Source organism: Bradyrhizobium sp. ma5, from assembly GCF_042258955.1.
Classification (GTDB): domain Bacteria; phylum Pseudomonadota; class Alphaproteobacteria; order Rhizobiales; family Xanthobacteraceae; genus Bradyrhizobium.
The window spans coordinates 3,249,645-3,272,427 of record NZ_CP170156.1 but is presented as its reverse complement, the minus strand read 5'-3'; the positions used below and the strand labels follow the sequence as shown (position 1 = coordinate 3,272,427).

Sequence of the window (22,783 nt, the reverse complement as noted above, 5' to 3'; positions counted from 1 at the left end):
CGACTTCTTCGATTGAACTGCCTAGCCGTGCAGTTGCGAGTTGAGGCCGCCCCAATTGGGTGTACGTCGCGTTGCCTCAAGAGCGCCGCTCTGGGAATTACGACGGAATAGAAGGCCCTTCTGGCCCGAGAGTTCTTTGGCTTTCAATACTCGGCCATCTTCCAAAAGGATGCGCGCGCCGGCCGTGACATAACAGCCCGCTTCGACGATACAATCGTCACCCAAAGCAATGCCGATACCGGCGTTGGCTCCGATCAGGCAGCGCTCGCCAACTGTAATCCTCTCTTTCCCTCCTCCGGAAAGAGTGCCCATGATCGACGCTCCGCCACCAACGTCGCTGCCGCTTCCGACAACCACACCGGCGCTTATCCGGCCTTCGACCATGCAGGGGCCGAGCGTACCCGCATTAAAGTTGCAAAAGCCTTCATGCATGACGGTCGTGCCCGGAGCCAGGTAAGCCCCAAGCCTGACGCGATCCGCATCTGCAATTCTCACGTCCGCAGGCGTCACATAATCAGTCATGCGCGGAAACTTGTCGACGCCGGTCACCTCAAACGCAACGGCACGCCTTCGCGCTAAGATGCGCGCTTCCGATACACGAGAGCATTCACAGGGACCGAGCGTCGTCCAGGCAACGTTGGGCAACAGACCGAAGATTCCGTCAAGGTTCATGCAATTGGGCTGGACGAGCCGGTGGCTCAGGAGGTGGAGTCGAAGATATGCGTCGTGCACATCAATCGGCGCAGATGCAAGGGAGTCAATTTCTGTACGAATGGCAACGATATCGACATTGCGAATGTCGTCATGTCGCGCATATCCGTCTGCCGACTCGCCCAACGATCTGCTGATCTCGTCGCTCGCCAGCCGGACCGTTGCCGCCTTGCCGCTCTCCGCAACGAGGCGTAGCTGAAGAAACCAGGAATCCAACACGCGACCATCAGCGGCAATCGTCGCAAATCCCTCGCCGCTCGCGCCCCTCAGCTCCATTTGGATGTCTCCCACTACGATCCTGCACGTGGAGCATACGCGAGCGCTCGTAAAAATGGCAACGTCCGGGCTTTCAAACACGTTTGCTTTGGATCATTTTCGACGGATTCATCAGGGATCTGTCAGTTTGGCTGCGCCCCGCCGGCAATGCCGTGACGCGACCGATCACGCGCCGGATCAGCCGCCTTCGCCGCCATCGGCCTCGCCCTCGTCGCCCGGCACGTATTCCAGAATATCTCCCGGCCGGCAGTCCAGTTCGCGACAGATCGCCGACAGCGTCGAGAAGCGCATCGCCTTGGCCTTGCCGGTCTTCAGGATCGACAGATTTTGAATAGAGATGCCGATCGCGTCCGCGAGGTCTCCGAGGCGGCGCTTGCGCTTTGCGAGCATGACATCGAGGTTCACCACGATGGGCACCGGCATTCACCTCAAATCGTGAGCTCGTTTTCGGACTGCAGCAGGATGGCGTGTTCGAGCACGAATTTCAGCGCCATCAGGAAAACCCCGCCCGCGATGGTGCCGACGTCGACGTTGTAGCTCGGCAGGAAGAACTTGATGTCGCCGGTTCGATACAAGACATAAAGCACCGCATTGGTCGTGATCGTATCGACGAACGGCCAGACCACCAGAAAGATCCCCATCCACCACACCCCCTGCAGCGTTTCGGACGCGAAGATCCGCCCGTTGGCGAATCGGTTGACCATGCGATGAAGGATGCCGATCAGCACGGCGTAAAACGATACCCCAAGCGCGAACAGCGACCAGAACAGCACCTGGCCCATGGTCGACATGGTCAGCGGGTTGGCGACGATGCTGGCGCACTTCGCCTGCTCGCCGCTGAGGCTTTCGGCGATCGCGCCCGCGGCAGTCGTAGTCCGGTAATAGGCCAGCCACAGCACCACAGGCAGCGCGGCCCAGATCGCCCAGAACGCCCAATCGAGCCGGCGAAACCAAAGCTGGCGCTGCTCGCGAACCGACTTCCTCATTGCACCCATCCGAATAATTTTTTGCCCTGCAGGCCGTTACGGCCTGAAAGCATCATGCTGCGGTAATGTTGTTGACTCAACCTTAAGCGTGATTTATTTCATGTTTATCATGAAATTTTTCATGAAGAAGGTGGATGATGACGTTACCCCAGATATTAACGGCCTCCCCAGGGCCCTGAAACAGCTGATCCGCGCTCACCTCACGCGCCGCCTGATCGTGGCCGCGTTCCACATTCCGCTGCTCGGCAGCGCCGCCGATGCCGCCAAAGCCACTGACAAGGCCAGCGATCCGGCCGGCGTCTGGCTGACCCAGTCCGGTGACGCCAGGATCAAGGTCCAGCGCTGCGGCAGCGCGCTGTGCGGCCGCGTCGTCTGGCTGAAGGAGCCGACCGACAAGGCCACCGGCAAGCCGCAGCGCGACGACAAGAATGCCGATCCCACGCAGCGGACCCGGCCGGTGATGGGCATCTCGCTCTTCATCAACATGCAGCCCGCAGGCCCGAACAAATGGGCCGGCAGGATCTACAACGCCGATGACGGCAAGACCTATGAAAGCTCGGTGACACTGGTTTCGTCGGGCACGCTGAACGTTCGCGGCTGCATGGGAACGCTATGCGCGGGCGAAGACTGGACGCGGTGAAAGGATCTGGCCCCGACCCTTCATCGGCCAAGAAGAAAAGCAAACCCAGTCACTCAAGGCCGCCCCGTTTGGGCGGCCTTTCTTTATGACGCAGCGACGGCGGTGGTCGGGCTGCATCGAAGGGCACCGCGCAAGAGCAGCAGGATTGCTGATCTGGTGAAGGCCCGATTGCCCAGGCTTTGCCGCTGCTCAGGCCGTTCTCCCCTTCAATCTGGGATGCCAGTCGGTCCGCTTTGTTGCATTGCACCATTGTCCATGCTGCTATGCAAACAAATCCGTTGCCTCTGGCATCTGGTATACATAGTTTGGCTGCAGATGATGAGCCGGCCCGTTGCTGGCCCTGGCAGTTGAAAGGGGACACCAATGTCCAAGACTACCGCACTCACGCTCTCCCCCTCGTCCACCCTGTTCGGCCGCCTGATGGCCACGATCGACCGCCTGCTGATGAAGAGCGCGGAGATCTCCAACCGCAATGGCGACCTGCCGCGCGTCGGCCTCTGAGGCTTGCGATTCCGCGCGCGCTGCACCGAGACTGTTTCGCGCAAGACGCGATCTGACATTGAACCTTCGACCAATGGCCCCGATTTTCGGGGTCATTTTTTTTGCGCGCTGAATTACTCTCACTGCGGTGACCGCCTTCAGTCCTCTGCGGCATATGCGCACGCGACCTCTGCGACAGCTTGAACCTTGGCATATCAAATACCAAGATGACCGAGCCGCGCCACAAGCAGAATGACAAAGCGCGCACTGGGAGGATGAATGTCGGACATGGTTCAGGCAACTGCGGCCCCCGCGGCCGCGCGTGTCAGCGATACCTATCGCTGGACGCAACTTGCGATCGGCGTCGCCGCGATGGTGATGATCGCAAACTATCAATACGGGTGGACATTCTTCGTCCCCGACATCCAGAAGAAGTTTGGATGGGACCGCGCATCGATCCAGTGGGCCTTCACGCTGTTTGTGTTGTTCGAGACCTGGCTGGTGCCGGTCGAGGGCTGGTTCGTCGACAAATACGGTCCGCGCCTCGTCGTGCTGATCGGCGGCATTCTCTGCGCGATCGGGTGGGCGATCAACGCGCACGCGACCTCGCTGAACGGCTACTATCTCGGCATGATCGTCGCCGGCATCGGCGCCGGCGGCGTCTACGGCACCTGCGTCGGCAACGCGCTAAAATGGTTTCCCGACAAGCGCGGACTTGCGGCGGGCATCACTGCAGCCGGTTTCGGCGCAGGGTCCGCACTGACGGTTGCGCCAATCCAGGCGATGATCAAGGACTCCGGCTTCCAGACCACCTTCCTCTATTTCGGTCTCGGTCAGGGCATCATCATCGTGCTGCTCGCCTTCTTCCTGCTCGCGCCGAAGGCCGGACAGGTGCCGGCCGTCGTGGCCAATGCCAACATCATCCAGACCCGGCGCAACTATCAGCCGACCGAAGTGCTGCGGCAGCCGATCTTCTGGCTGATGTACTTCATGTTCGTGATCGTCGGCGCCGGCGGCCTGATGGTGACGGCGAACCTGAAGCCGATCGCGGTCGACTGGAAGGTCGACAGTGTGCCGGTCACGCTGATGGCGGTGACGATGACGGCAGTGACCTTCGCGGCCACCATCGACCGCGTGCTCAACGGTCTGACGCGTCCGTTCTTCGGCTGGATCTCCGACATGATCGGCCGCGAGAACACGATGTTCATCGCCTTCGGCATGGAGGGCTTCGGCATCTGGATGCTTTATCTGTGGGGCCACGATCCGGTCTGGTTCGTGCTGCTCTCGGGCTTCGTGTTCTTTGCCTGGGGCGAGATCTATTCGCTGTTCCCCTCGACCTGCACCGACACGTTCGGCGCCAAGTTCGCGACGACCAATGCCGGTCTGCTCTACACCGCGAAGGGCACCGCGGCGCTATTGGTGCCGATCGCCAACTACATGCAGCAGTCGTCGGGCCATTGGGACAACGTGTTCATCATCGCAGCCGGCGCCAACATCCTTGCCTCGCTGCTTGCGATCGGCGTGCTCAAGCCTTGGCGGAAAATCGTGGTCGAGAAATCGGCGGCGATGGCTTAAGCAACGCGCCACTCTTCGACTGACGAAAGCGCCCGGTCAAACGCCGGGCGCTTTCATTTTGCGGCATCGATCGCAAACTCAAATCAGCCCAAAGTATGCCAGTTTTGCTGCGACGCAGCAGAAAGATAGGCTTGCTTTCTGGAATATAGTATACCAACCTCGCGCCAAGCGCTTGCGACGATACGCCACAAGAATTGCGACACTGGGTCACAACAAGACCGGCGCGCTCGGGAGGATTTGATGGTTTCCAGCAATGCTGCCGTAACACAAGCACAACCTTCGTCCAGTGGCTTCCGCTGGCTTCAGCTCGCCATGGGCATCGTCTGCATGGCGATGATCGCGAACCTGCAATATGGCTGGACGCTGTTCGTCGATCCGATCGACGGCGCGCATCACTGGGGCCGCGCGGCGATCCAGTTCGCCTTCACGATCTTCGTGGTGACGGAGACCTGGCTGGTGCCGGTCGAGGCCTGGTTTGTCGACAAATACGGCCCGCGGATCGTCATCATGTTCGGCGGCGTCATGATCACGCTGTCCTGGGTGCTGAACTCCTACGCGGATTCACTCACCCTGCTCTACGCCGCGGCTGTCGTCGGCGGCATCGGCGCCGGCTCGGTGTACGGCACCTGCGTCGGCAATGCGCTGAAATGGTTTCCCGATCGCCGCGGCCTCGCCGCCGGCGCAACGGCGGCCGGCTTCGGCGCAGGTGCTGCGCTGACCGTGGTGCCGATCGCCAACATGATCGCCTCGAGCGGCTACCAGACCGCGTTCTTCGATTTCGGCATCGGGCAAGGCCTGATCGTGTTCCTGCTCGCCTTCTTCATCCAGAAGCCTGCGGTGACGATCCCGCCGAAGAAGAAGCAGCTCAACCTGCCGCAGACCAAGATCGACTTCACGCCGCCGCAGGTGCTGCGCAGCCCGATCTTCTGGGTGATGTATCTGGTGTTCGTGATGGTCGCCTCCGGCGGCCTGATGGCGGCCGCGCAGATCGCGCCGATCGCGCACGACTACAAGATCGCCACCACGCCGGTCTCGCTCGCCGGCTTCCAGATGGCCGCGCTGACCTTTGCGATCTCGCTCGACCGCATCTTCGACGGGTTCGGGCGGCCGTTCTTCGGCTGGGTCTCCGACAATATCGGCCGCGAGCACACCATGTTCATCGCGTTCGGCACCGGCGCGCTGATGCTGCTGACGCTGTCCACCTGGGGCCACAACCCGCTGGTGTTCGTGCTGGCGACCGCGGTCTATTTCGGCGTGTTCGGCGAGATCTACTCGTTGTTCCCGGCGACCTCCGGCGACACCTTCGGCTCGAAGTATGCGACCACCAACAACGGCATGCTCTACACCGCGAAGGGCACCGCCGCACTGTTGGTGCCGGCCGCCAGCATTGTTGCCGCCAGCTATGGTTGGCAGGCGGTGTTCGTGATCGCGGTCGCGCTGAACGCCACCGCGGCGCTGATGGCGCTGTTCGTGATCAAGCCGATGCGCCGCGCCTTCATCAACGGCAACGAGGCTGCCGCTGCCGCCGCCGAGACCGCGACGAATGCCAAGACAGCTTGATATTTCGACTTGAAATGCCGGCCTGATTTCGGAACTGGCTGTGAACTGATCGAGGCGCACTTCGGTGCGCCTCTTTCGTTTTGACCCGACAGGGATGCCAGATACCACAGGCGCCCGGGAGCCGTGGACAGCCAGCCCGCTCAGGCCAGGTCACAATCGTCTGAAACGTCAGCGACTCTGCCTATTTCAGCTGTTCGCAGGTGGTAGATTTCCGTGACGGCCGCGTTGACAATTGGCATTTTGTATACCAGAATCCTGTCAACGATAAACCAAGGAGGTTGCCATGCAAGTCGGAGATATCCTGCGCAAGAAGACCCCTCGCGTCGCCACGGTTCGCATGAACGAGACGGTGGCGATCGCCGCGCAATTGATGCGCGCCAGCAATATCAGCGCGCTCGTGGTCAAGGATGTCGTTCGCACCGAGGGCAACACCGCCGTCGGCATGTTCACCGAGCGCGACGTGGTGCGCGCGATTGCCGAGCACGGCGCGGCCGGCGCCAGCATGAAGGTCTCGCAGCTCGTCTCGGTGCAGCAGCTGGTGTCGTGCACCTCGAGCGACACGCTCGAGCACATCCGTCATCTCATGACCAAGCACCACATTCGCCACGTGCCCGTGATCGACGATTACAGCCTGATCGGCGTCGTCAGCATGCGCGACATCGCGGCCGCGTTCGACGAGGAAACCTCCGCGTTGAACAAGCAAGCCGTGCCGGCGTAACAGGCAGCTCGATTGCCGCTGCTCTCGGCCAGGCGCTGTGTGTTTGGTTCAACGGCGCCTGAGCAATTGACTGAAACTTTCGGCCCTGCCCCGCCTGACCTCCGCGCCCCGTCATTTCCGCATGGGCGCGCCGCAGGTCGCCGGTAGACATTTGCCGGACAGGACTGCATCCTTCCCTCGACATCCAAAAACAACACCGTGCGCGGCCGTCCGCGTCGCGGAAAATTCTGATGGAAACGAGGGCAGCATGATCAAGACACGCTTCACCGAAATGTTCGGCGTCGACCACCCGATCGTGCAGGGCGGCATGCAGTGGGTCGGGCGCGCGGAGCTGGTTGCCGCCGTCGCCAATGCCGGCGCGCTCGGCATGATCACCGCGCTGACGCAGCCGACGCCGGACGATCTGCGCAAGGAAATCGCGCGCTGCCGCGAGCTGACCGACAAGCCGTTCGGCGTCAACCTGACCATCCTGCCCGCGATCAAGCCGCCGCCTTACGCCGAGTATCGCCAGGCCATCATCGAGAGCGGCATCAAGATCGTCGAGACCGCCGGTAACAAGCCGCAGGAACATGTCGACGAGTTCAAGCGACACGGCGTCAAGGTGGTGCACAAGTGCACCAGCGTCCGCCACGCGCTGTCCGCCGAGCGGATGGGCGCCGACGCGATCTCGATCGACGGCTTTGAATGCGCCGGCCATCCCGGCGAGGACGACACCCCCGGCCTGATCCTGATTCCGGCTGCCGCCGACAAGGTGAAGATCCCGATGATCGCCTCGGGCGGCTTCGGCGATGCCCGCGGCCTCGTCGCAGCGCTGGCGCTCGGCGCCGAAGGCATCAACATGGGCACGCGCTTCATGTGCACCAAGGAGAGCCCGATCCATCAGCTGGTGAAGGAACGCATCGTCGCCAATGACGAGCGCGAGACCGAGCTGATCTTCCGCACCATGCGCAATACCTCGCGCGTCGCCAGGAATGCGATCTCGACCAAGGTCGTGCAGATGGAGAAGGAAGGCGCCAAGTTCGAGGACGTCCGCGAGCTGGTCGCCGGCGCCCGCGGCAAGATGGTCTACGCGACCGGCGATGCCGACGAAGGCATCTGGTCGGCTGGCCAGGTGCAGGGCCTGATCCACGATATTCCGTCCTGCGCCGAACTGATCTCGCGCATCGTGAGCGAGGCGGAAGCGATCATCCGCGAACGTCTGGACCGCATGACCTCTATCGGCAAGCGCCAGGCCGCGGAATAAGCGGCCGAGGGTAAGACGAGTTACCCGTCACCCTGAGGTGGCCGCTTCTTCAGCGGCCCTCGAAGGGTCGACGGCCACCGGCCGGGTCGTTCATCCTTCGAGACGCGCTGCGCGCTCCTCAGGATGACGGTACCTCAGAGGTATCTCGCGTTTGACGACACAAACAAGAACAAGCCCATGGTGCGATCGTTTCGCATCATGGGCATCGGAACAGCCGGCGGGAGCCTACATGCGTCTGTTCAAGGCGGCCGTTGCAGCCGCGCTCTGCCTGTCGGCCGCGTGTGCACACGCGGCCGGTCTCCGGCTCATCAAGGTGCAGTCCGACGGCGCCCCGCCGATGCAGATCGCGGTGTGGTCGCCCTGCGCCGCGCCCGCGGGCGAGGTCAAGCTCAAGACCTCGACGCTGCCCGGAACGGAGGACTGCCCCGTCATCGGCGAGAAGCTGCCGCTGGTCCTGATCTCGCACGGTTTCGGCGGCAGCTTCACCGGACATCACGACACCGCCGAGACGCTGGCCGATGCCGGCTTCGTCGTGGTCGCGGTCAATCATCCCGTTGATAGCGGCGCAGGCGATATGACCCGCGCCGATACGCTGGCCGCGCTCGTCGAGCGCTCCGCCGACATCAAGCGGGCGATCGACTACATGCTCGGCGCCTGGTCGGATCGCGCCAAGCTCGACCCCGGCAAGATCGGCTTCTTCGGCTTTTCCCGCGGCGGCTACACCGGCCTCGTCGTCGCCGGCGCCAAGCCGGACATCAGCAAGGCCACCGCGTTCTGCGATGTGCCCTATCGCAAGCCGAGCTGCGAGGAATTGCAGCGCAACGATCTTCCGGCGCAGGCTGTCGTGCATGACCCGCGCGTCAAGGCGATGGTGATCGCCGATCCGGCGTTCGGTCCGCTGTTCGATCGCGACGCCTTGAAGGACGTGACGATCCCGACGCAGCTCTGGGCCTCCGAGCTTAGCGGCGACGACAAGATCACCGAAATCAATCCCGGCTACGTCACGGCGATCAACGAGGGCCTGCCGATCAAGACCGACTATCACTTGGTCCACAATGCCGGACATTTCGTGTTCCTGGTGCCCTGCTCCGAAAGCCTGGCCGCCCGGCTGCCAAAGATCTGCACGGACCGGCCGGGCTTTGATCGCGTCGCGTTCCACAGCGAATTGAACGCTGACATCCTCGCCTTCTTCCGCAAAGAGCTGGACGTCCACCAGCCCTGACCTCACATCATCAAGCGCGCGACGTGTCCCAAGAGACCTGACGCAAGACACGCCTCGGCCAACACAGTCGGAGAGAACGATATGAAAGCTTACGTGTACGGAGCCAACGGCCCCGAAATCGCCGACGTCGCCAAGCCCGTGCCGAAGGGCACGCAGGTGCTGGTCAAGGTTCACGCCTGCGGGCTGAACCGCGCCGATCTCGGCATGACCAAGGGCCACGCCCATGGCGCGGCCGGTGGCGTCGGCACCGTGCTCGGCATGGAATGGGCCGGCGAGGTCGCCGAGCTCGGCCCCGACGCCAAGGGTGTCAAGGTCGGCGACAAGATCATGGGCTCCGGCGGCGCGGCGTTCGCCGAATACACACTCGCCGATCACGGCAGGCTGTTCCGTAGCCCATCGAACATGAACTTCGACGAGGCCGCCACCCTGCCCGTCGCGCTCGCCACCATGCACAATGCCGTCGTCACCAATGGCGCGTTGCAGGCGGGCCAGACCGTGCTGATCCAGGGCGCGAGCTCCGGCGTCGGCCTGATGGCGATGCAGATCGCGAAGCTCAAGGGCGCCAAGCTCGTGGTGGGATCCTCGACCGATGCGATGCGCCGCGGCCGCTTGACGGAATTCGGCGCCGATCTCGCCGTGGACTCGAAGGATCCCGGCTGGGTCGATCAGGTGTTGCAGGCAACCAATGGTGAAGGCGTCGATCTGATCGTCGATCAGATCTCAGGACCGGTCGCGAACCAGAACCTCAAGGCGACCAAGGTCAAGGGCCGCATCGTCAATGTCGGCCGGCTCGGCGGCACCCACGCCGATTTCAATTTCGACCTGCATGCGGCGCGCCGCATCCAGTACATCGGCGTCACCTTCCGCACCCGCTCGATCGAGGAGATCAGAGAGATCTTCGACGCGGTGCGCAAGGACATCTGGCCCGCGGTCGAGGCGCGCAAGCTGCAGCTGCCGATCGACCAGGTCTACAAATTCGCCGACATCGGCAAGGCGTTTGAGCACATGGAAGCCAACAAGCACCTCGGCAAGATCGTGGTGACGCTGTAGCCAAATACTCCACTCTGTAGGATGGGTAGAGCGAAGCGAAACCCATCCTACGCCCTTGCACTCGGTCTTACCTGCGTGATGGCGACGCCGGAGATTGCAAGCAGCCCACCGACAACCAATTTCGGCGTCACGCGTTCGCCAAGGAACATCACGCTCGAAATCAGGGCGAACACCGGAAGCAGCAAACCGAACGGCGCGACGCGGCCCATCGAGCAACGGGCGATCAGCCAGAACCACAGGCCAAAGCCGACAATGCCACCGATGAAGATGGTGTAGGCGAGCGCCAGCCAACCGTGTTGGTCCGCCGTGCCAAGGCTCGCCAGCTGTCCATATTCAAGCAGCAACGACATCAACATCACCTGCGGCACGGTGAGTAGCGACGACCAGCCCATCAACATCAGGGGATCAAACGGGCCGTAGCGTTTCGTCAAGACGTTGGACACCGCGAACGCGAACGCCGCCCCGACCACAAGCAGCAGCGGAAGCGCGTTGGTCGACAGCCCCGGCCCCGCCGCCAACACCACCACGCCGGCGAATGCAAGCACCACTCCGGCTGACGTGACGAGCGACGGCCTCTCCGCGAGCAACGGCCAGGCCAGCAGGACGGTGAAAGGCGGCGCGAGTTGATATGCGACAGCCGATATGCTTCCCGAGCCGAGCCCAAGACCAACATAGAACAGCCCGAAGTTCAGTCCACCAAGGAAAAGCGAAATGGCCGCGATAGGGCCGAACTGTTGACGCGTGGGCCTCTTGACGAACGGAACAAGCAGCAGCGCGATCGCCAGGAAGCGCAGTGCGAGGAAGAACAGCGGCGGAAACTCGGTGACGCCCACCTTGATGGCCACGAACTGAAGACCCCAGAGCAAGGGAACGGCCACTGCGCAGACGATCTGGATGGCAGACATGGCATCATTCCTTTCAAGACCAATCAGTCCAAATATGGGCGCACCAATAGCGAAGGCGTCCATGGGTTATTGTTTATCTGATGAAGCGATCGAGAAGCGCGTCAGCGGTGGTTTGCCACGTGATCCGTGTCTGTGCCGTTTTGGCGACCACTCGTAACCCCCAAACGAAACAGACGAGAATTCGGGCGGCGCTTGCAGGCTCGACGCCATCGGCCAATCTGCCCGCCGCCTCCGCGCGGGACAGCGCGTCCGCCAACCTGGCTTCCATGGTTTTGAAAAAACCCGCGACGCGACGACCAGCCTCAGCATCCTGCCCGGCCAGTTCCATGGCTGTCGCCACCAGCAGGCATCCGCGCCGGCCATTGGCGCCGCTGGCACGCTCGACGTAACCGGCAAGGTAGGCCCGCAGGCCGGCGACCGGCTCTCCGCGAGGGGCGAGTTCAACATCCATCCGCGTCTGGGCATCGGCAATGTAGCGATCGAGCGCGCGCAGGAACAGCGAGTGCTTGTCACCGAAAGCGGCGTAAAGGCTGCCGCGCGAGAGTTTCGTCGCACGCAGCAGGTCCGGCAGCGCCGTGGCGTGATAGCCGCGCGACCAGAACACATCCATCGCGCGTTCGACGGCGGCTTCGACGTCGAAACTTCGGGGACGGCCACGGGGCGACTGCACGGGGGCTTGGCGGCTCATTGTCAATATATAGACTGATCGGTTCATATATCGCAAGCGGTCGTTTCAGGGAGATTTTTGACCGACCCGCAGAATGGGTGGAGCAGGGTGCGGTGGACCAGTCATTCCGTAGGATGGGTAGAGCGAAGCGAAACCCATCACCTCACCGCGCGCAGACAATTGATGGGCTTCGCTGCGTCCTACCCATCCTACGGCTGTATCGTCCGCTACCCGATTTTCAAGAAGACATAACCCAACCGTCGCGCATCACAAGATCGGACCAAAATGGGATACTCTTGATCTGCCGCGGCGGCAGCATCGGACGACCGAGGTCTCCGCCGAATTCTATTTCAAAATACTCTGTGAGGTTCGTCGCGTAAAAGATTACGTCTGAGTACATGGCGGACAACACCGGGTTCCCTGCCTCATGCGGCCGCTCGGGCAAATACCGATGACCTAACAACGGTATCAATTTCGGCGCGCGCGCAACGAATGGACGCGCCACCTCTCTTCGAGCGCCCGCGTTCTCCGGCTTTTCTCCCCACTCCCCTCGCCAGGCGAAACCCCTTTCGACAGAGGCCAGCAGGCCTTCGATTGGCCATTTCAGCGCCTTCCTGATCGCGCCTTCATCGGTCCAAAGATACCCCGCAACCGGCCGTTTCTCTCTCAGCAGAGCTATCAAATCTGGCGGGAAAACCAGATCGAACTTCTCCTGGGCGTTATCAAGCTCCGCTTGTGTGTATCCCTTGCTCCATTCGCCAAGCTTCATTGTCTGTCACTCTCAGACGAGCGGCCAATGGCTTCGCCGTTCTTGAACCGAAGACTAGCACATCGCGTTTGAACGCGAGGCGATGTCCGTTCCTGGTCGGGCATAGGATGGGTAGCGCGTAGAGTGGATCAGCGAAGCGTAATCCGCCCTCGCGCGCTCTTTCCCCTGCAATATTCAGCCGACCGGTCCCGGAGTCCAATAATCCCCCGCAAGCGGGCTAACTTTTACGTCGCTAATGACTCCGAGCTCCAGGCTTGGATCGAAATAGCGCATCGTCCGCTCATTGAGGTCAATGATGCGGCCAGGCCGTAGTGGCCCCACGTCATTTATCTTCACGATGGCCTTCTTGCCTACAGCCTCGACGAGGGCATATTTCGGCCTCGCGCCAAATTGGACCCCACCAAACTTCCGACGCAGACTTGTCTTGATGGCAGCCGCCCAGACCGAGCGATCATAGCGCTCGCCGGAGGCTGTGCTCGGACCGCCCTCCTCCTTGCCGGGCTCGAACGGATTGTACATGGAGGCCGCGCCGACGATCGCATCTCCACAAGCAGCATTGACGACATCGCTTGAATGAACTGCACCGATTTCACTTCCAGAAGCGCGGCCAAAAATGGCGAGCGCAACTACGGCGCCGCAGACTGCGGCACTCGAGCCGAACAGCATCATAACTCCTTGACTGATTTTTCTCGATCGTTCGGTTCCCGATTCCGCAAACATGGTCGAGTGAACGCGGAGGCGCTAACTCTGGGCAATTCTTTGCGGATTCGTGCCATTTCCGGCGACGGAACCATTGTGGGAACCGCGGCGGTCCCACACAGTGTTTTTAATTCTCGCCCGACTAAGACAGAGATTGCGTCAGCAGCATGACTGGATGGAACCTGTTCGACCGCGCGTCAACAGTGTATCGGCGCTACCTTCCGTACCCGCTCGATCGACGAGATCCGCGAGGTCTTCGACGCGGTGTGCAAGGACATCTGGCCCGCGGTCGAGGCACGCAAGCTGTAGCTGCCGATTGACCAAGTCTACAGATTCGCCGTCGCCCGCAAGGCGTTCGAACACATGGAAGCCAACAAGTACCACGCTGTAGCTGCGTTGGCGTATTAGCGAAGCGGGCTGTGACGAGCCACGCGACCACTGCGCTGATGGGAAAAGCGACAACGCACGGAATTCTGAATCGAGGCGCTGGTTGCCGGATGAGCTTCGACGGTCACCGCATCGACGGTTACCAGTCGTCGTAGAGCCATTCCCTTTGCATCCGAGGCGGCGCTCTCGCGTAGGGCGGCTCATATGTCCGCTGGGGCTTGCGCGAGGTCGGAGCCGGCTGCGCCGGAGGCGCTGACGTCTTCCGCTCGGAAACCTTCGCGAGTGCCCGTTTCAATTCCTCCTGGCTTGCCTTGAGCTCCTCAATGGCCTTGGAGCTCTCGCGGGCCGCTTGTTGCTGGTCCGCCTTGAGCTGTTCGATGTTTCGCTGCACGTTCGCAAGATCGCGTGCAATGGTTTGCAGCAGCTCGGTTCGATCCGGAAGTGCTGCAGGAACTGGCGGCGCGGTGTCCTGCATTGCTTTCGGCGCGGCGTCCTGCGGTGCGGTCGAAGGCGCGGGCGTCGGTTGCTGCGGTGCGGCTTCCGCCGCGGCGACCTGAACCGTAGATGGAGCGGGCTGCGCGGGAAGCGGCGGATCATCCCGTGGCGATGATGGAGTTGAAGCCAGCTGCGGCACCCAGCGGGCGACGACCAGCTTGGCTCTCGCACCATACGACGACTGCGAAGCCAAGGCTGCGATAACGACACACGCCGCGAGCGACAAGGCGCCAAAGGCCCGGAAAGCCGGCCTTCCGGACGATGATTGCGAGCCAGGTCCGGACGAAGCAGGGGCAGGCTCGACCAAAGGCGGGTCAGATTGAGCCGGCGGTGGTGGCGCAGCATCGCGCTCCATCTTTGCAAGCCGCTCACTCAAGCGTGTGAGCTCCTCATCAGCGCGGACGATCTGCTTGTGGGCTTCCGCGAGTCGCTCATCGGCACTTGCGATCGGCCGCTCAGCAGGTTCACCTGCATTCGGAGTGGGTGTGGCGTTCATTGGCGTGTCCCTCTTCCGTCCAATGTCATCCAAGACTGCCGTCTCGGTTATCCATCAGGGTCGACCAGCGCCCAGCCCCCGGTTAGGTCTCGTCCAAGCAATAGTAGCGTGCTTGACGTCTCGTGATAAGCAGGATCGTCCTCCCGTTTTCGCGCGGAACACCGGTCCCCGGCCAGCCGGAAGCCAAACGCGCCGCGAGAACGAGGATCGATGCCTGAGTGAGACGCTGTGAACTCGCGTCCAGCACGCTGGATTCGGAATAGTTCGCAACAACTCCACTGTTGAGATTCGCTCTTGCAAGTGAGTGGCGATTGCGCATCGTGAACGACACTTGATGTTCACAGATGGCCTGCTAAACCCCCGCCCATGAGCTCTTCCAGCACCAGCGCACCCAACACCAAGACATCCGTCGCCGCGATCTCGATCCTCGCCAGCGGCAGCATGGCCGTGGCGAAATTCGTGGTCGGCATCGCGATCGGATCGCTGGCGCTGATCTCCGAGGCGCTGCACTCTTCGATCGACCTCGTCGCCACGATCATCACCTGGGCGGTGGTGCGGGTATCGGACCAGCCGGCCGACGCCGAGCATCATTACGGCCACGGCAAGTTCGAGAGCGTCTCCGCGCTCTTCATCATCGCCCTGCTCTATGTGCTGGCCGGCGGCATTCTGGTGCAGGCTTATAGCCACCTGCGCGAGGGCGCGCCGCCGCCGTCGATCTCGGCCATTCCGTTCATCGTCCTGGTCATCGATATCGGCGTCAATCTGTGGCGCGCCCGCGCGCTGCACCGCGCGGCGCGCGACACCAAGAGCCAGGCGCTGGCCGCCGACGCGCTGCATTTCGCCTCCGACGTGATGGGATCTGCAGCGGTCATCGTCGGCCTAGTGCTGGCGGGCTTCGGTTTCTGGTGGGGCGATGCCGCGGCCGCGATCGCGGTTGCCGTGATGATCGCCCTGCTCGGCCTGCGCATGGCGCGGGAGACGGTCGAGACCCTGCTCGACCGCGCGCCCGAAGGCGCATTGGAAAAGGCCATCGCGGCGATCAAGGCCGTGCCCGGCGTCGTCGACGTCGAGCGGCTGCGGGTCCGCATGGTCGGCGCCACGCATTTCATCGACGCCATCGCCGCTGTGCCGCGCACCTACCCGATCGACCGCGTCGAGGACATCAAGCGCAGGGCGCAGCAGGCGATGACTAAGACATTCGGCGACGCCGACCTCACGTTCACGGCGGTGCCGGTGGCGCGCGACAATGAGAGCGTGCGCGAGCGCATCATGGTGATCGCGCGCAATTCCGGCCTCGCCATCCACCACGTCACCGTGCACGACATCGGCGGCAAGCTGATCGTCGGCATCGACCTCGAGGTCGACAGCGGCATGGCGCTGGACGCCGCACACGACATCGCCCACGAGCTCGAGCGCGCGATCCGCGAGGACTTTGGCGAGGACGTCGAGGTCGACACCCATATCGAGCCGCTCGAGCCGGAACTGCCATGGGGAACCGACGCCGCGCCCGACCGCGTCGAAGCCATCAAGACCGCGCTGACCGGATTTGCCGATGGTGGCGCGATCCATGACATCCATAATGTGCGGGTCCGCAACACCGACGCCGGCGAGGTCGTCAACTTCCATTGCCGCGCTGCGCCGTCGATGAGTGTGATCAAGGTGCACGAAAGCGTCGACGAGATCGAACGCGAGCTGCGTCGCACGTTCCCCACCGTGAAGCGTGTGATCAGTCACGCAGAACCGGCGCGCGCGTAATACTACGGAGCCGTTCCTGTTTCGGACTCACTTTGCGCCTGATGATTCTCTCTTGGACAAGAATTTTTTCGTATTAACGAATCGTTGACTCTCGACAGCCCGGGAAATCTGGATTCAAATCATCATGATTCGGATGCGACGTGGGGAGCATCCGATCCGGGTAAAAAATCAGCTTAGATGGGGGTCTAAGGCATGGCGCGCGCGCATGCAGCGAACGCTTGTGTCCAATCCGATTCGATCAAGGGATTGGCGCAGTCGATCGCGAAACCGGCCTATCACAGGCTCTTGACGGCCGAGCCTGCACTGCGCCGCGCTGTTCCTACGCTGATCATCGCCTTCCTCATCACAATCTGCCTCGGCGCCTTCGTCCAGGTGATCGACCAGAACCGGCAGAAGCGCGGCGCGATGAAGCGCGACCTTGCCGCACTCTCCGACATCCTCGCCGAGCGTCTCGACCGCCTGACCTCGGTGCGGCGCGACCGGCTCGCCAATATCGAGCGGATGCAGGAGCTGCTGCCCGATCTCATTCCGTCCTGGGGCATCGCCAACGGCCGCCACGTCATCATCACCAGCGCCGACCACCGCGTGCTGGCGCGCGTGCCGATCGACGGCGCCGGCGAGAACGACCGCGTCCTCGACATCGTCTCCACCGCGCAGCTCCTGATCGCCCCGGGGCAGCAGGGTGCAGTCAGTGACATGACGCTGCCGGGCGGCACCGGCGCGCTGGCGATCTCGCAGCTCGTCAAGTCGCTGCCCGGCCAGGTCGTCGTCATCCAGGAGATGAACGAGCCGATCTGGGGATCGGACGCCGCGCTCTCGGTGACGCTGTCGGCAACCACGAGCTTCGTGGTGCTGATCCTCGGCTTCGCCTTCCACTGGCAATCGACCCGCGCCCGCGAGGGCGACCTGATCAACGATGCGGTGCGCGGCCGGATCGACACCGCGCTCAATCGCGGCCGCTGCGGATTGTGGGACTGGGACCTGTCGCGCGGCCGGATCTTCTGGTCGCAGTCGATGTTCACCCTGCTCGGCCTCGATAGCCGCAACGACCTCCTCACCTTCGGCGAGGTCAACGCGCTGGTGAACTCCGACGACATCAACCTGTTCGACATCGCCGAACAGCTGATCTCGGGCAAGATCGATCACATCGACCAGAGCTTCCGCATGCGCCATGTCGGCGGCCACTGGATCTGGCTGCGCGTGCGCTGCGAGCTCAGCCACGCCGCGGCCGACAGCGGCCTGCATCTGATCGGCATCGCCGTCGACATCACCGAACAGAAGAGTCTCGCCGAGAAGTCGGTGGAAGCCGACCTCCGGCTGCGCGACGCCATCGAGACGATTCCGGAGGCCTTCGTGCTGTGGGACGCCGAGGACCGCCTGGTGCTCTGCAACTCGCACTTCCAGCGGCTGCACAAGCTGCCCGATAGCGCCGTCAGCCCCGGCACATCCTATGAGACCGTGATCGAGGTCGGGAGCATGCCCGAGGTGCGCACCCGCTTGCATGAAAGCGGCGTGCCGGCGCCCGGCGCCCGCACCTTCGAGGCGCAGCTCGACGACGGCAGCTGGCTGCACATCAGCGAACGCCGCACCAAGGACGGCGGCTACGTCTCGGTCGGCACCGACATCACCCGCATCAAGGCGCACGAACAGAAGCTGGTCGACAACGATCTGCGCCTGCGCGCCACCGTGATCGACCTGCAGCGCTCGCAATCCGAGCTGGAACGCCAGGCCGTGGAGCTCGCCGACCTCGCCGAGAAATATTCGCAGGAAAAGACCCGCGCCGAGGACGCCAACGCCGCAAAGTCGAAATTCCTCGCCAATATGAGCCATGAGCTGCGCACGCCGCTCAACGCCATCATCGGCTTCTCCGAGATCATGGGCTCTGGCCTGTTCGGGACGCTCGGCTCGGACAAGTACGCGGAATATTGCCACGACATCCTGACCTCGGGGAAATACCTGCTCGAGGTCATCAACGACATTCTCGACATGTCGAAGATCGAGGCCGGCCGCATGAAGTTCGACATGGAGCCGCTCGACCTCTCCGGCATCCTCGCCGAGTCGCTGCGGGTGGTCTCCGGCCGCGCCGAGCACAAGGGCCTGTCGCTGGAATCGGATATCGAAAGCACGATCTCGGTCGTCGCCGACCGCCGCGCGGTCAAGCAGATCATCGTCAACCTGCTCTCCAACGCCGTGAAGTTCACGCCCGACCACGGCCGCGTGCTGGTGCGCGGCCAGATGCTCGATGACTCGATCGTGCTGCTGATCGCCGACAGCGGCATCGGCATCGCGCCGGAATCGCTGCGGCGGCTCGGCAAGCCGTTCGAGCAGGTCGAGAGCCAGCTCACCAAGAGCTACCAGGGCTCGGGCCTTGGACTTGCGATCGCGCGCTCGCTCACCAACCTGCACGGCGGCTCGATGAAGCTGCGCTCCAAGCTCGGCGTCGGCACCGTCGTCCGCATCACCCTGCCGCGCGATCCGCGCTCCGTGCAGAGCAGGCTGCGTGAGGCGGCCTGAACCACGCCTACTTGGCGAGCAGGCCCTCCAGCGACGCCGGATCACCGAGAACGGCCAGCGTCTCGCGCGGCGTAAGGTGGTCGACGGCCTCGTCGAAGTTGTTGCTTGCGTCGATCCGCGCGCGGGCCACCGCGAGGTGAAGGTCGATCTTGCCCGGTCCACCATGCTTCGCCGGCGGAAGCGATGACAGATGGCGGTGCAGCAAGCCGGAATCCTGCCGCAGCGCAGCCAGCGCAGGCACTGATGCGTGAGCAGGAGACGCCGCCAGTTCGTTGGCGCGGACCAGCACGCTCGGTGGCCTCACCTCCTCCGGCGTCGTGAACAGTGCGCGCATCGCGGGCTTGGCGGTCCACGCGCCGATCGGAATCGCGAACAGAAGGCCTACGATCACCGGCGACATCCACAGCAGCAGCGGCAACGACACCGCCCAGGCGCTGATCGCCATCGCGACACCGCAGACGGTCGGGACGCCGTACTTCCGATAGAGCTCTCGCCGCTCGACCTCGCCATCGTCGCGCCGCTGCGTCTGCCAGCCGGCATCGCGGCCGAGCAGGATCTCGACCACGGCGATCGACTGGAACACCATCATGACCGGTGCGACCATCGCCGAGATCAGCACCTCGGCAATCACACCTGCCAGCGCCCGGAAGCCGCCACCGAATTGCCGGCGCGTGTCCGACCGTGTCAGCAACAGGATGAAGCCGAGCAGCTTCGGCACGATCAGAAGGGCCATCGTGAGGCCGAACACCCACGCGGCGAGCACGGGATCCTGCGCCGGCCAGTTCGGGAACAGCGAGAAGCCCTTCGGGAAATATTCGGGGCGAATGAAGCGCGCCTGCAACGAGATCAGGATTCCGAGCAGCAGGAACGCAAGCCAGAGCGGCGCGGTGATGTAAGAGCCGATCCCGGTCATGAAATGCAGCCGCGAGATCCAGTGCAGGCGGCGTGTGGTCAGCACCGCGAGATGCTGCAGATTGCCCTGGCACCAGCGCCGGTCACGCGCGGCAAAATCCAGCAGCGACGGCGGCACTTCCTCGAAGCTGCCGCCGAGCATCGGCGCCATGTAGATGCCCCAGCCTGCGCGCCGCATCAGTGCCGCCTCGACGAAATCGTGGCTCAGGATATGCCCGCCGAACGGCTTGCGGCCGGAGAGTTCCGGCAGCCCCGCCTGCTCCGCAAAGGCCTGAATCCTGATGATGGCGTTGTGCCCCCAGTAATTGCCCTCGGAGCCGTGCCACCACGCGACGCCGGCCGCGACCATCGGCCCGTAAAGCCGGCCGGCAAATTGCTGCAAGCGGCTGAACAGGCTGCGTGCATTGACGATGATGGGTAGCGTCTGCAGCAACGCCGCTTGCGGATTGGTCTCCATGGCATGGACCATCCGAACCATGGTATCGCCCGACATCAGGCTGTCGGCGTCGAGCACGATCATGAACTGGTAGGCGCCGCCGAACCGGGTGATCCACTCGCCGACATTGCCGGACTTCCGCGCGGAGTTGTCGGCGCGATGCCGGTAGTAGAGCCGTCCCCCGCCGCCGCAGGCATCGCTGAGCGCGAGGAACGCCTGTTCTTCGGCGATCCAGATATCGGGATCGCGGGTGTCGCTCAGCACGAACCAATCGAAGCTGTCCGCTTGTCCAGTCGCTTCAATGGACTCGTAGATGGCCTGCAGGCGCGCCATCAATTGATACGGATTCTCGTTGTAGGTCGGGAGCAGCACTGCGGTCCGGCTCGCAAGCTGTGGCAACGGACCATCGTCGCGAATCGGCAGGGCATTCCCGTTGCGCCGAAGCAGCACGAAGAAGCCGGCCAGCGCCGAGGCGAACGAGAACGCGATCCAGGCGAGCAGCGCGACGAACAGCGCCAGCACCATGCCTTCCATGATCGTCACGCCGCCGACCTGGACCACCATGTACATCTCGTAGGCGCCCGCGCCGGTCAGTGCGACGGTCAGCATCAGAACGAACGCACGGCGCATGAACATGCTCGCACCAACCGACACCCGCTTGCTCACCGCGCGCGGCGGCCGGCCGAGATCGGCCGCTGCCATCGCGAGCGGGCTCTCTTCTGGCAGGAAGCCTTCTGCCGCTGCCGCGACGTGGGGACGAGGCGATGTGACTATGGCGCCCATCGATAGACCCAGATCTCCGAAATCGGCTTGTCATCCTGCGCCAGATGGGCGCGCAGTTCGATCGGATCCTTCTTGGCGGCGCACTGGAAGCTGAGCCGCCATCCGCCCGTATTCGGGTTCGGCTGAGTGACGACGTTCGTGATCTCGGCCTTCTCGGCCGACACGACGCCCTTGATGTTGTTGGGATCGACACCTTTCAGATTGTCTCCGAACAGATCGAGCACGAACAGCTTGCTGTTCTCGCCATGCGCGCCGATGCCAGTGCGCGTGAAGCGCGCCAGCGAATGCGGCTTCGGCGCGTCAGGTCCCCAATGCAGGCGATAGGTGAGATTGGTCTCGCTCTTGGCCTTGAGCGGCGCCTTCGGCCGCCAGAACGCGGCAATGTTGTCGTGGATCTCCTCCCTGGTCGGAATCTCGAACAGGATGACCGCGCCCTCGCCCCAATCGCCGATCGGCTCGACCCACAGGCTCGGGCGCTTCTCGAAGCTCGATTCGATGTCCTGATAGGCGAAGAAGTTCTTCTCCCGTTGCATCAGCCCGAAACCGTGCGGATTGATATCCTGGAACGTGCTGATCTGGAGGTCGCGCGGATTGCTCAGCGGGCGCCAAAGACTCTCGCCCCTGCCGTTGTAGATCGCAAGCCCGTCGGAATCGTGCACCGACGGTCTGAAGTCATCGACCTCGTTGCGATCGTTCGGCCCGAAGAAGAACATGCTGGTCATCGGCGCAACGCCGGCGTGCTCGAGATCGGCACGCGGATAAAGCGATGCCTCGACGTCGAACACCGTGGTCTTCCCCGGCCTGATCGTGAAGCGATAGCTCGCCGCACAGCTCTTGCTGTCGAGCAACGCGTGAATGACGAGGGATGTCGCGTTGGGCACGGGCCGCTCGAGCCAGAACGCCTTGAAGAACGGAAACTCCTCGCCCTTCGCCTCGCCGGTATCGATCGACAGGCCGCGCGCCGACAGGCCATAGGTCTCGTCCTTCGCGACGGCGCGGAAATAGCTCGCTCCGAGGAAGACGCAGACCTCGTCGTAATAGTCCGGCTTGTTGATCGGCGCGTGGATTCGAAATCCGGCGAAGCCGAGATCGGTCTCGGTGAACCCAGGCACGGCCTCACCGAACGAGAACATGGCCTTGCTGTAGCTGACTTCGCTCACCTTGCCGTCGGCGACCTCGAAGATCTTGACCTTGTTCTTGTAGAAGAAGCCGCGGTGGAAGAACTGCGCCTCGAACGGCAGCTTCTGGCCGCGCCACAGCGCGCGCTCCGGCACGAAGCGGATCGAGCGGTACTGATCGTAGTTCAGGTCGGTCAGGCCATTCGGCAACTTCTCGTCCGGCGCCTCGAACGACTTGCTGGCGAGATTGCGGGCAAGCTCCCTCACGATCGACGGGTTGAAAGGAGCATCAACCGTGTTCCCCGCCGCGGCGGCCTCCCGCTGCGGCAAAAGCATGAGTGCCGGCAACATGGCCGATCCGTGGAGTAACTGGCGACGATTCAAAG

The 22,783-nt window shown here is 63.0% G+C and carries 20 protein-coding genes and 1 pseudogene; 11 read left to right on the top strand and 10 right to left on the bottom strand.

Annotated features, from left to right (window positions below; all coding sequences use genetic code 11):
- Positions 1-21: 21 nt before the first annotated feature.
- The 3 genes from dapD to ACE103_RS14935 all read right to left on the bottom strand — a co-directional run bounded on the left by dapD (position 22) and on the right by ACE103_RS14935 (position 1,973).
- Complete coding sequence (gene dapD, locus ACE103_RS14945) at positions 22-987, bottom strand: 2,3,4,5-tetrahydropyridine-2,6-dicarboxylate N-succinyltransferase (protein WP_375780032.1); 966 nt, start codon at positions 985-987, stop codon at positions 22-24.
- Between the two features lie 177 nt (positions 988-1,164).
- Complete coding sequence (locus tag ACE103_RS14940) at positions 1,165-1,410, bottom strand: helix-turn-helix domain-containing protein (RefSeq protein WP_375780031.1); 246 nt, start codon at positions 1,408-1,410, stop codon at positions 1,165-1,167.
- Positions 1,411-1,415: 5 nt separating this feature from the next.
- Positions 1,416-1,973, bottom strand: coding sequence for a DUF2975 domain-containing protein (locus ACE103_RS14935; protein WP_223968403.1), 558 nt, complete (start codon positions 1,971-1,973; stop codon positions 1,416-1,418).
- 121 nt (positions 1,974-2,094) lie between these two features.
- Between ACE103_RS14935 and ACE103_RS14930 the strand changes: the two genes are divergently transcribed.
- From ACE103_RS14930 to ACE103_RS14895, 8 genes are all read left to right on the top strand, one after another.
- Positions 2,095-2,613 carry a DUF2147 domain-containing protein gene (locus ACE103_RS14930; protein WP_375780030.1) on the top strand — a complete coding sequence of 173 codons (519 nt, stop codon included), beginning with the start codon at positions 2,095-2,097 and terminating at the stop codon, positions 2,611-2,613.
- A gap of 363 nt (positions 2,614-2,976) precedes the next feature.
- Positions 2,977-3,114, top strand: a complete 138-nt coding sequence (locus ACE103_RS14925; RefSeq protein WP_375780029.1) for a hypothetical protein — start codon at positions 2,977-2,979, stop codon at positions 3,112-3,114.
- Between the two features lie 258 nt (positions 3,115-3,372).
- A complete protein-coding gene (gene oxlT, locus ACE103_RS14920; RefSeq protein ID WP_375780028.1) occupies positions 3,373-4,668 on the top strand; it encodes an oxalate/formate MFS antiporter in 1,296 nt (431 codons plus the stop codon).
- A 240-nt stretch (positions 4,669-4,908) separates the two neighbouring features.
- On the top strand, positions 4,909-6,228 hold the full coding sequence (gene oxlT, locus ACE103_RS14915; protein WP_375780027.1) for an oxalate/formate MFS antiporter: 1,320 nt from the start codon (positions 4,909-4,911) through the stop codon (positions 6,226-6,228).
- Positions 6,229-6,511: 283 nt separating this feature from the next.
- Positions 6,512-6,946 carry a CBS domain-containing protein gene (locus ACE103_RS14910; RefSeq protein WP_223968393.1) on the top strand — a complete coding sequence of 145 codons (435 nt, stop codon included), beginning with the start codon at positions 6,512-6,514 and terminating at the stop codon, positions 6,944-6,946.
- Between the two features lie 247 nt (positions 6,947-7,193).
- On the top strand, positions 7,194-8,189 hold the full coding sequence (locus tag ACE103_RS14905) for a nitronate monooxygenase family protein (protein WP_223968391.1): 996 nt from the start codon (positions 7,194-7,196) through the stop codon (positions 8,187-8,189).
- Between the two features lie 229 nt (positions 8,190-8,418).
- Positions 8,419-9,411, top strand: a complete 993-nt coding sequence (locus ACE103_RS14900; RefSeq protein ID WP_375780026.1) for an alpha/beta hydrolase family protein — start codon at positions 8,419-8,421, stop codon at positions 9,409-9,411.
- Between the two features lie 81 nt (positions 9,412-9,492).
- Complete coding sequence (locus ACE103_RS14895) at positions 9,493-10,461, top strand: zinc-binding dehydrogenase (protein ID WP_375780025.1); 969 nt, start codon at positions 9,493-9,495, stop codon at positions 10,459-10,461.
- Between the two features lie 47 nt (positions 10,462-10,508).
- Here the strand turns inward: ACE103_RS14895 and ACE103_RS14890 are convergent, their stop codons facing one another.
- From ACE103_RS14890 to ACE103_RS14875, 4 genes are all read right to left on the bottom strand, one after another.
- Complete coding sequence (locus ACE103_RS14890; RefSeq protein WP_223968385.1) at positions 10,509-11,366, bottom strand: DMT family transporter; 858 nt, start codon at positions 11,364-11,366, stop codon at positions 10,509-10,511.
- Positions 11,367-11,439: 73 nt separating this feature from the next.
- Positions 11,440-12,054, bottom strand: a complete 615-nt coding sequence (locus tag ACE103_RS14885; RefSeq protein ID WP_375780024.1) for a TetR/AcrR family transcriptional regulator — start codon at positions 12,052-12,054, stop codon at positions 11,440-11,442.
- Between the two features lie 217 nt (positions 12,055-12,271).
- On the bottom strand, positions 12,272-12,802 hold the full coding sequence (locus ACE103_RS14880; protein ID WP_375780023.1) for a hypothetical protein: 531 nt from the start codon (positions 12,800-12,802) through the stop codon (positions 12,272-12,274).
- Between the two features lie 174 nt (positions 12,803-12,976).
- On the bottom strand, positions 12,977-13,471 hold the full coding sequence (locus ACE103_RS14875) for an RlpA-like double-psi beta-barrel domain-containing protein (RefSeq protein ID WP_375780022.1): 495 nt from the start codon (positions 13,469-13,471) through the stop codon (positions 12,977-12,979).
- 237 nt (positions 13,472-13,708) lie between these two features.
- On the opposite strand from ACE103_RS14875, the pseudogene ACE103_RS14870 reads away from it, so the two are divergent.
- A pseudogene (locus ACE103_RS14870) lies at positions 13,709-13,909 on the top strand (hypothetical protein); the annotation flags it as partial.
- 118 nt (positions 13,910-14,027) lie between these two features.
- Here the strand turns inward: ACE103_RS14870 and ACE103_RS14865 are convergent.
- Positions 14,028-14,879 carry a hypothetical protein gene (locus ACE103_RS14865; protein WP_375780021.1) on the bottom strand — a complete coding sequence of 284 codons (852 nt, stop codon included), beginning with the start codon at positions 14,877-14,879 and terminating at the stop codon, positions 14,028-14,030.
- Between the two features lie 366 nt (positions 14,880-15,245).
- Here ACE103_RS14865 and ACE103_RS14860 point away from each other — a divergent pair, with 366 nt between their 5' ends.
- Entirely contained in the window at positions 15,246-16,634 is a 1,389-nt protein-coding gene (locus ACE103_RS14860) for a cation diffusion facilitator family transporter (RefSeq protein ID WP_375780020.1), read from the top strand.
- A gap of 192 nt (positions 16,635-16,826) precedes the next feature.
- Positions 16,827-19,148, top strand: coding sequence for a PAS domain-containing sensor histidine kinase (locus ACE103_RS14855; protein ID WP_223968378.1), 2,322 nt, complete (start codon positions 16,827-16,829; stop codon positions 19,146-19,148).
- Positions 19,149-19,155: 7 nt separating this feature from the next.
- Here ACE103_RS14855 and mdoH read toward each other — a convergent pair whose 3' ends face one another.
- The gene (gene mdoH, locus ACE103_RS14850) at positions 19,156-21,279 is read right to left on the bottom strand and encodes a glucans biosynthesis glucosyltransferase MdoH (protein WP_375780019.1); all 2,124 of its coding nucleotides are present in this window, start codon (positions 21,277-21,279) and stop codon (positions 19,156-19,158) included.
- Positions 21,267-22,733 (bottom strand): glucan biosynthesis protein G, encoded by a 1,467-nt coding sequence (locus ACE103_RS14845; RefSeq protein WP_375781109.1) that lies wholly within the window; start codon positions 22,731-22,733, stop codon positions 21,267-21,269. Before ACE103_RS14845 ends, mdoH begins: the two co-directional genes overlap by 13 nt.
- Positions 22,734-22,783 lie beyond the last annotated feature (50 nt).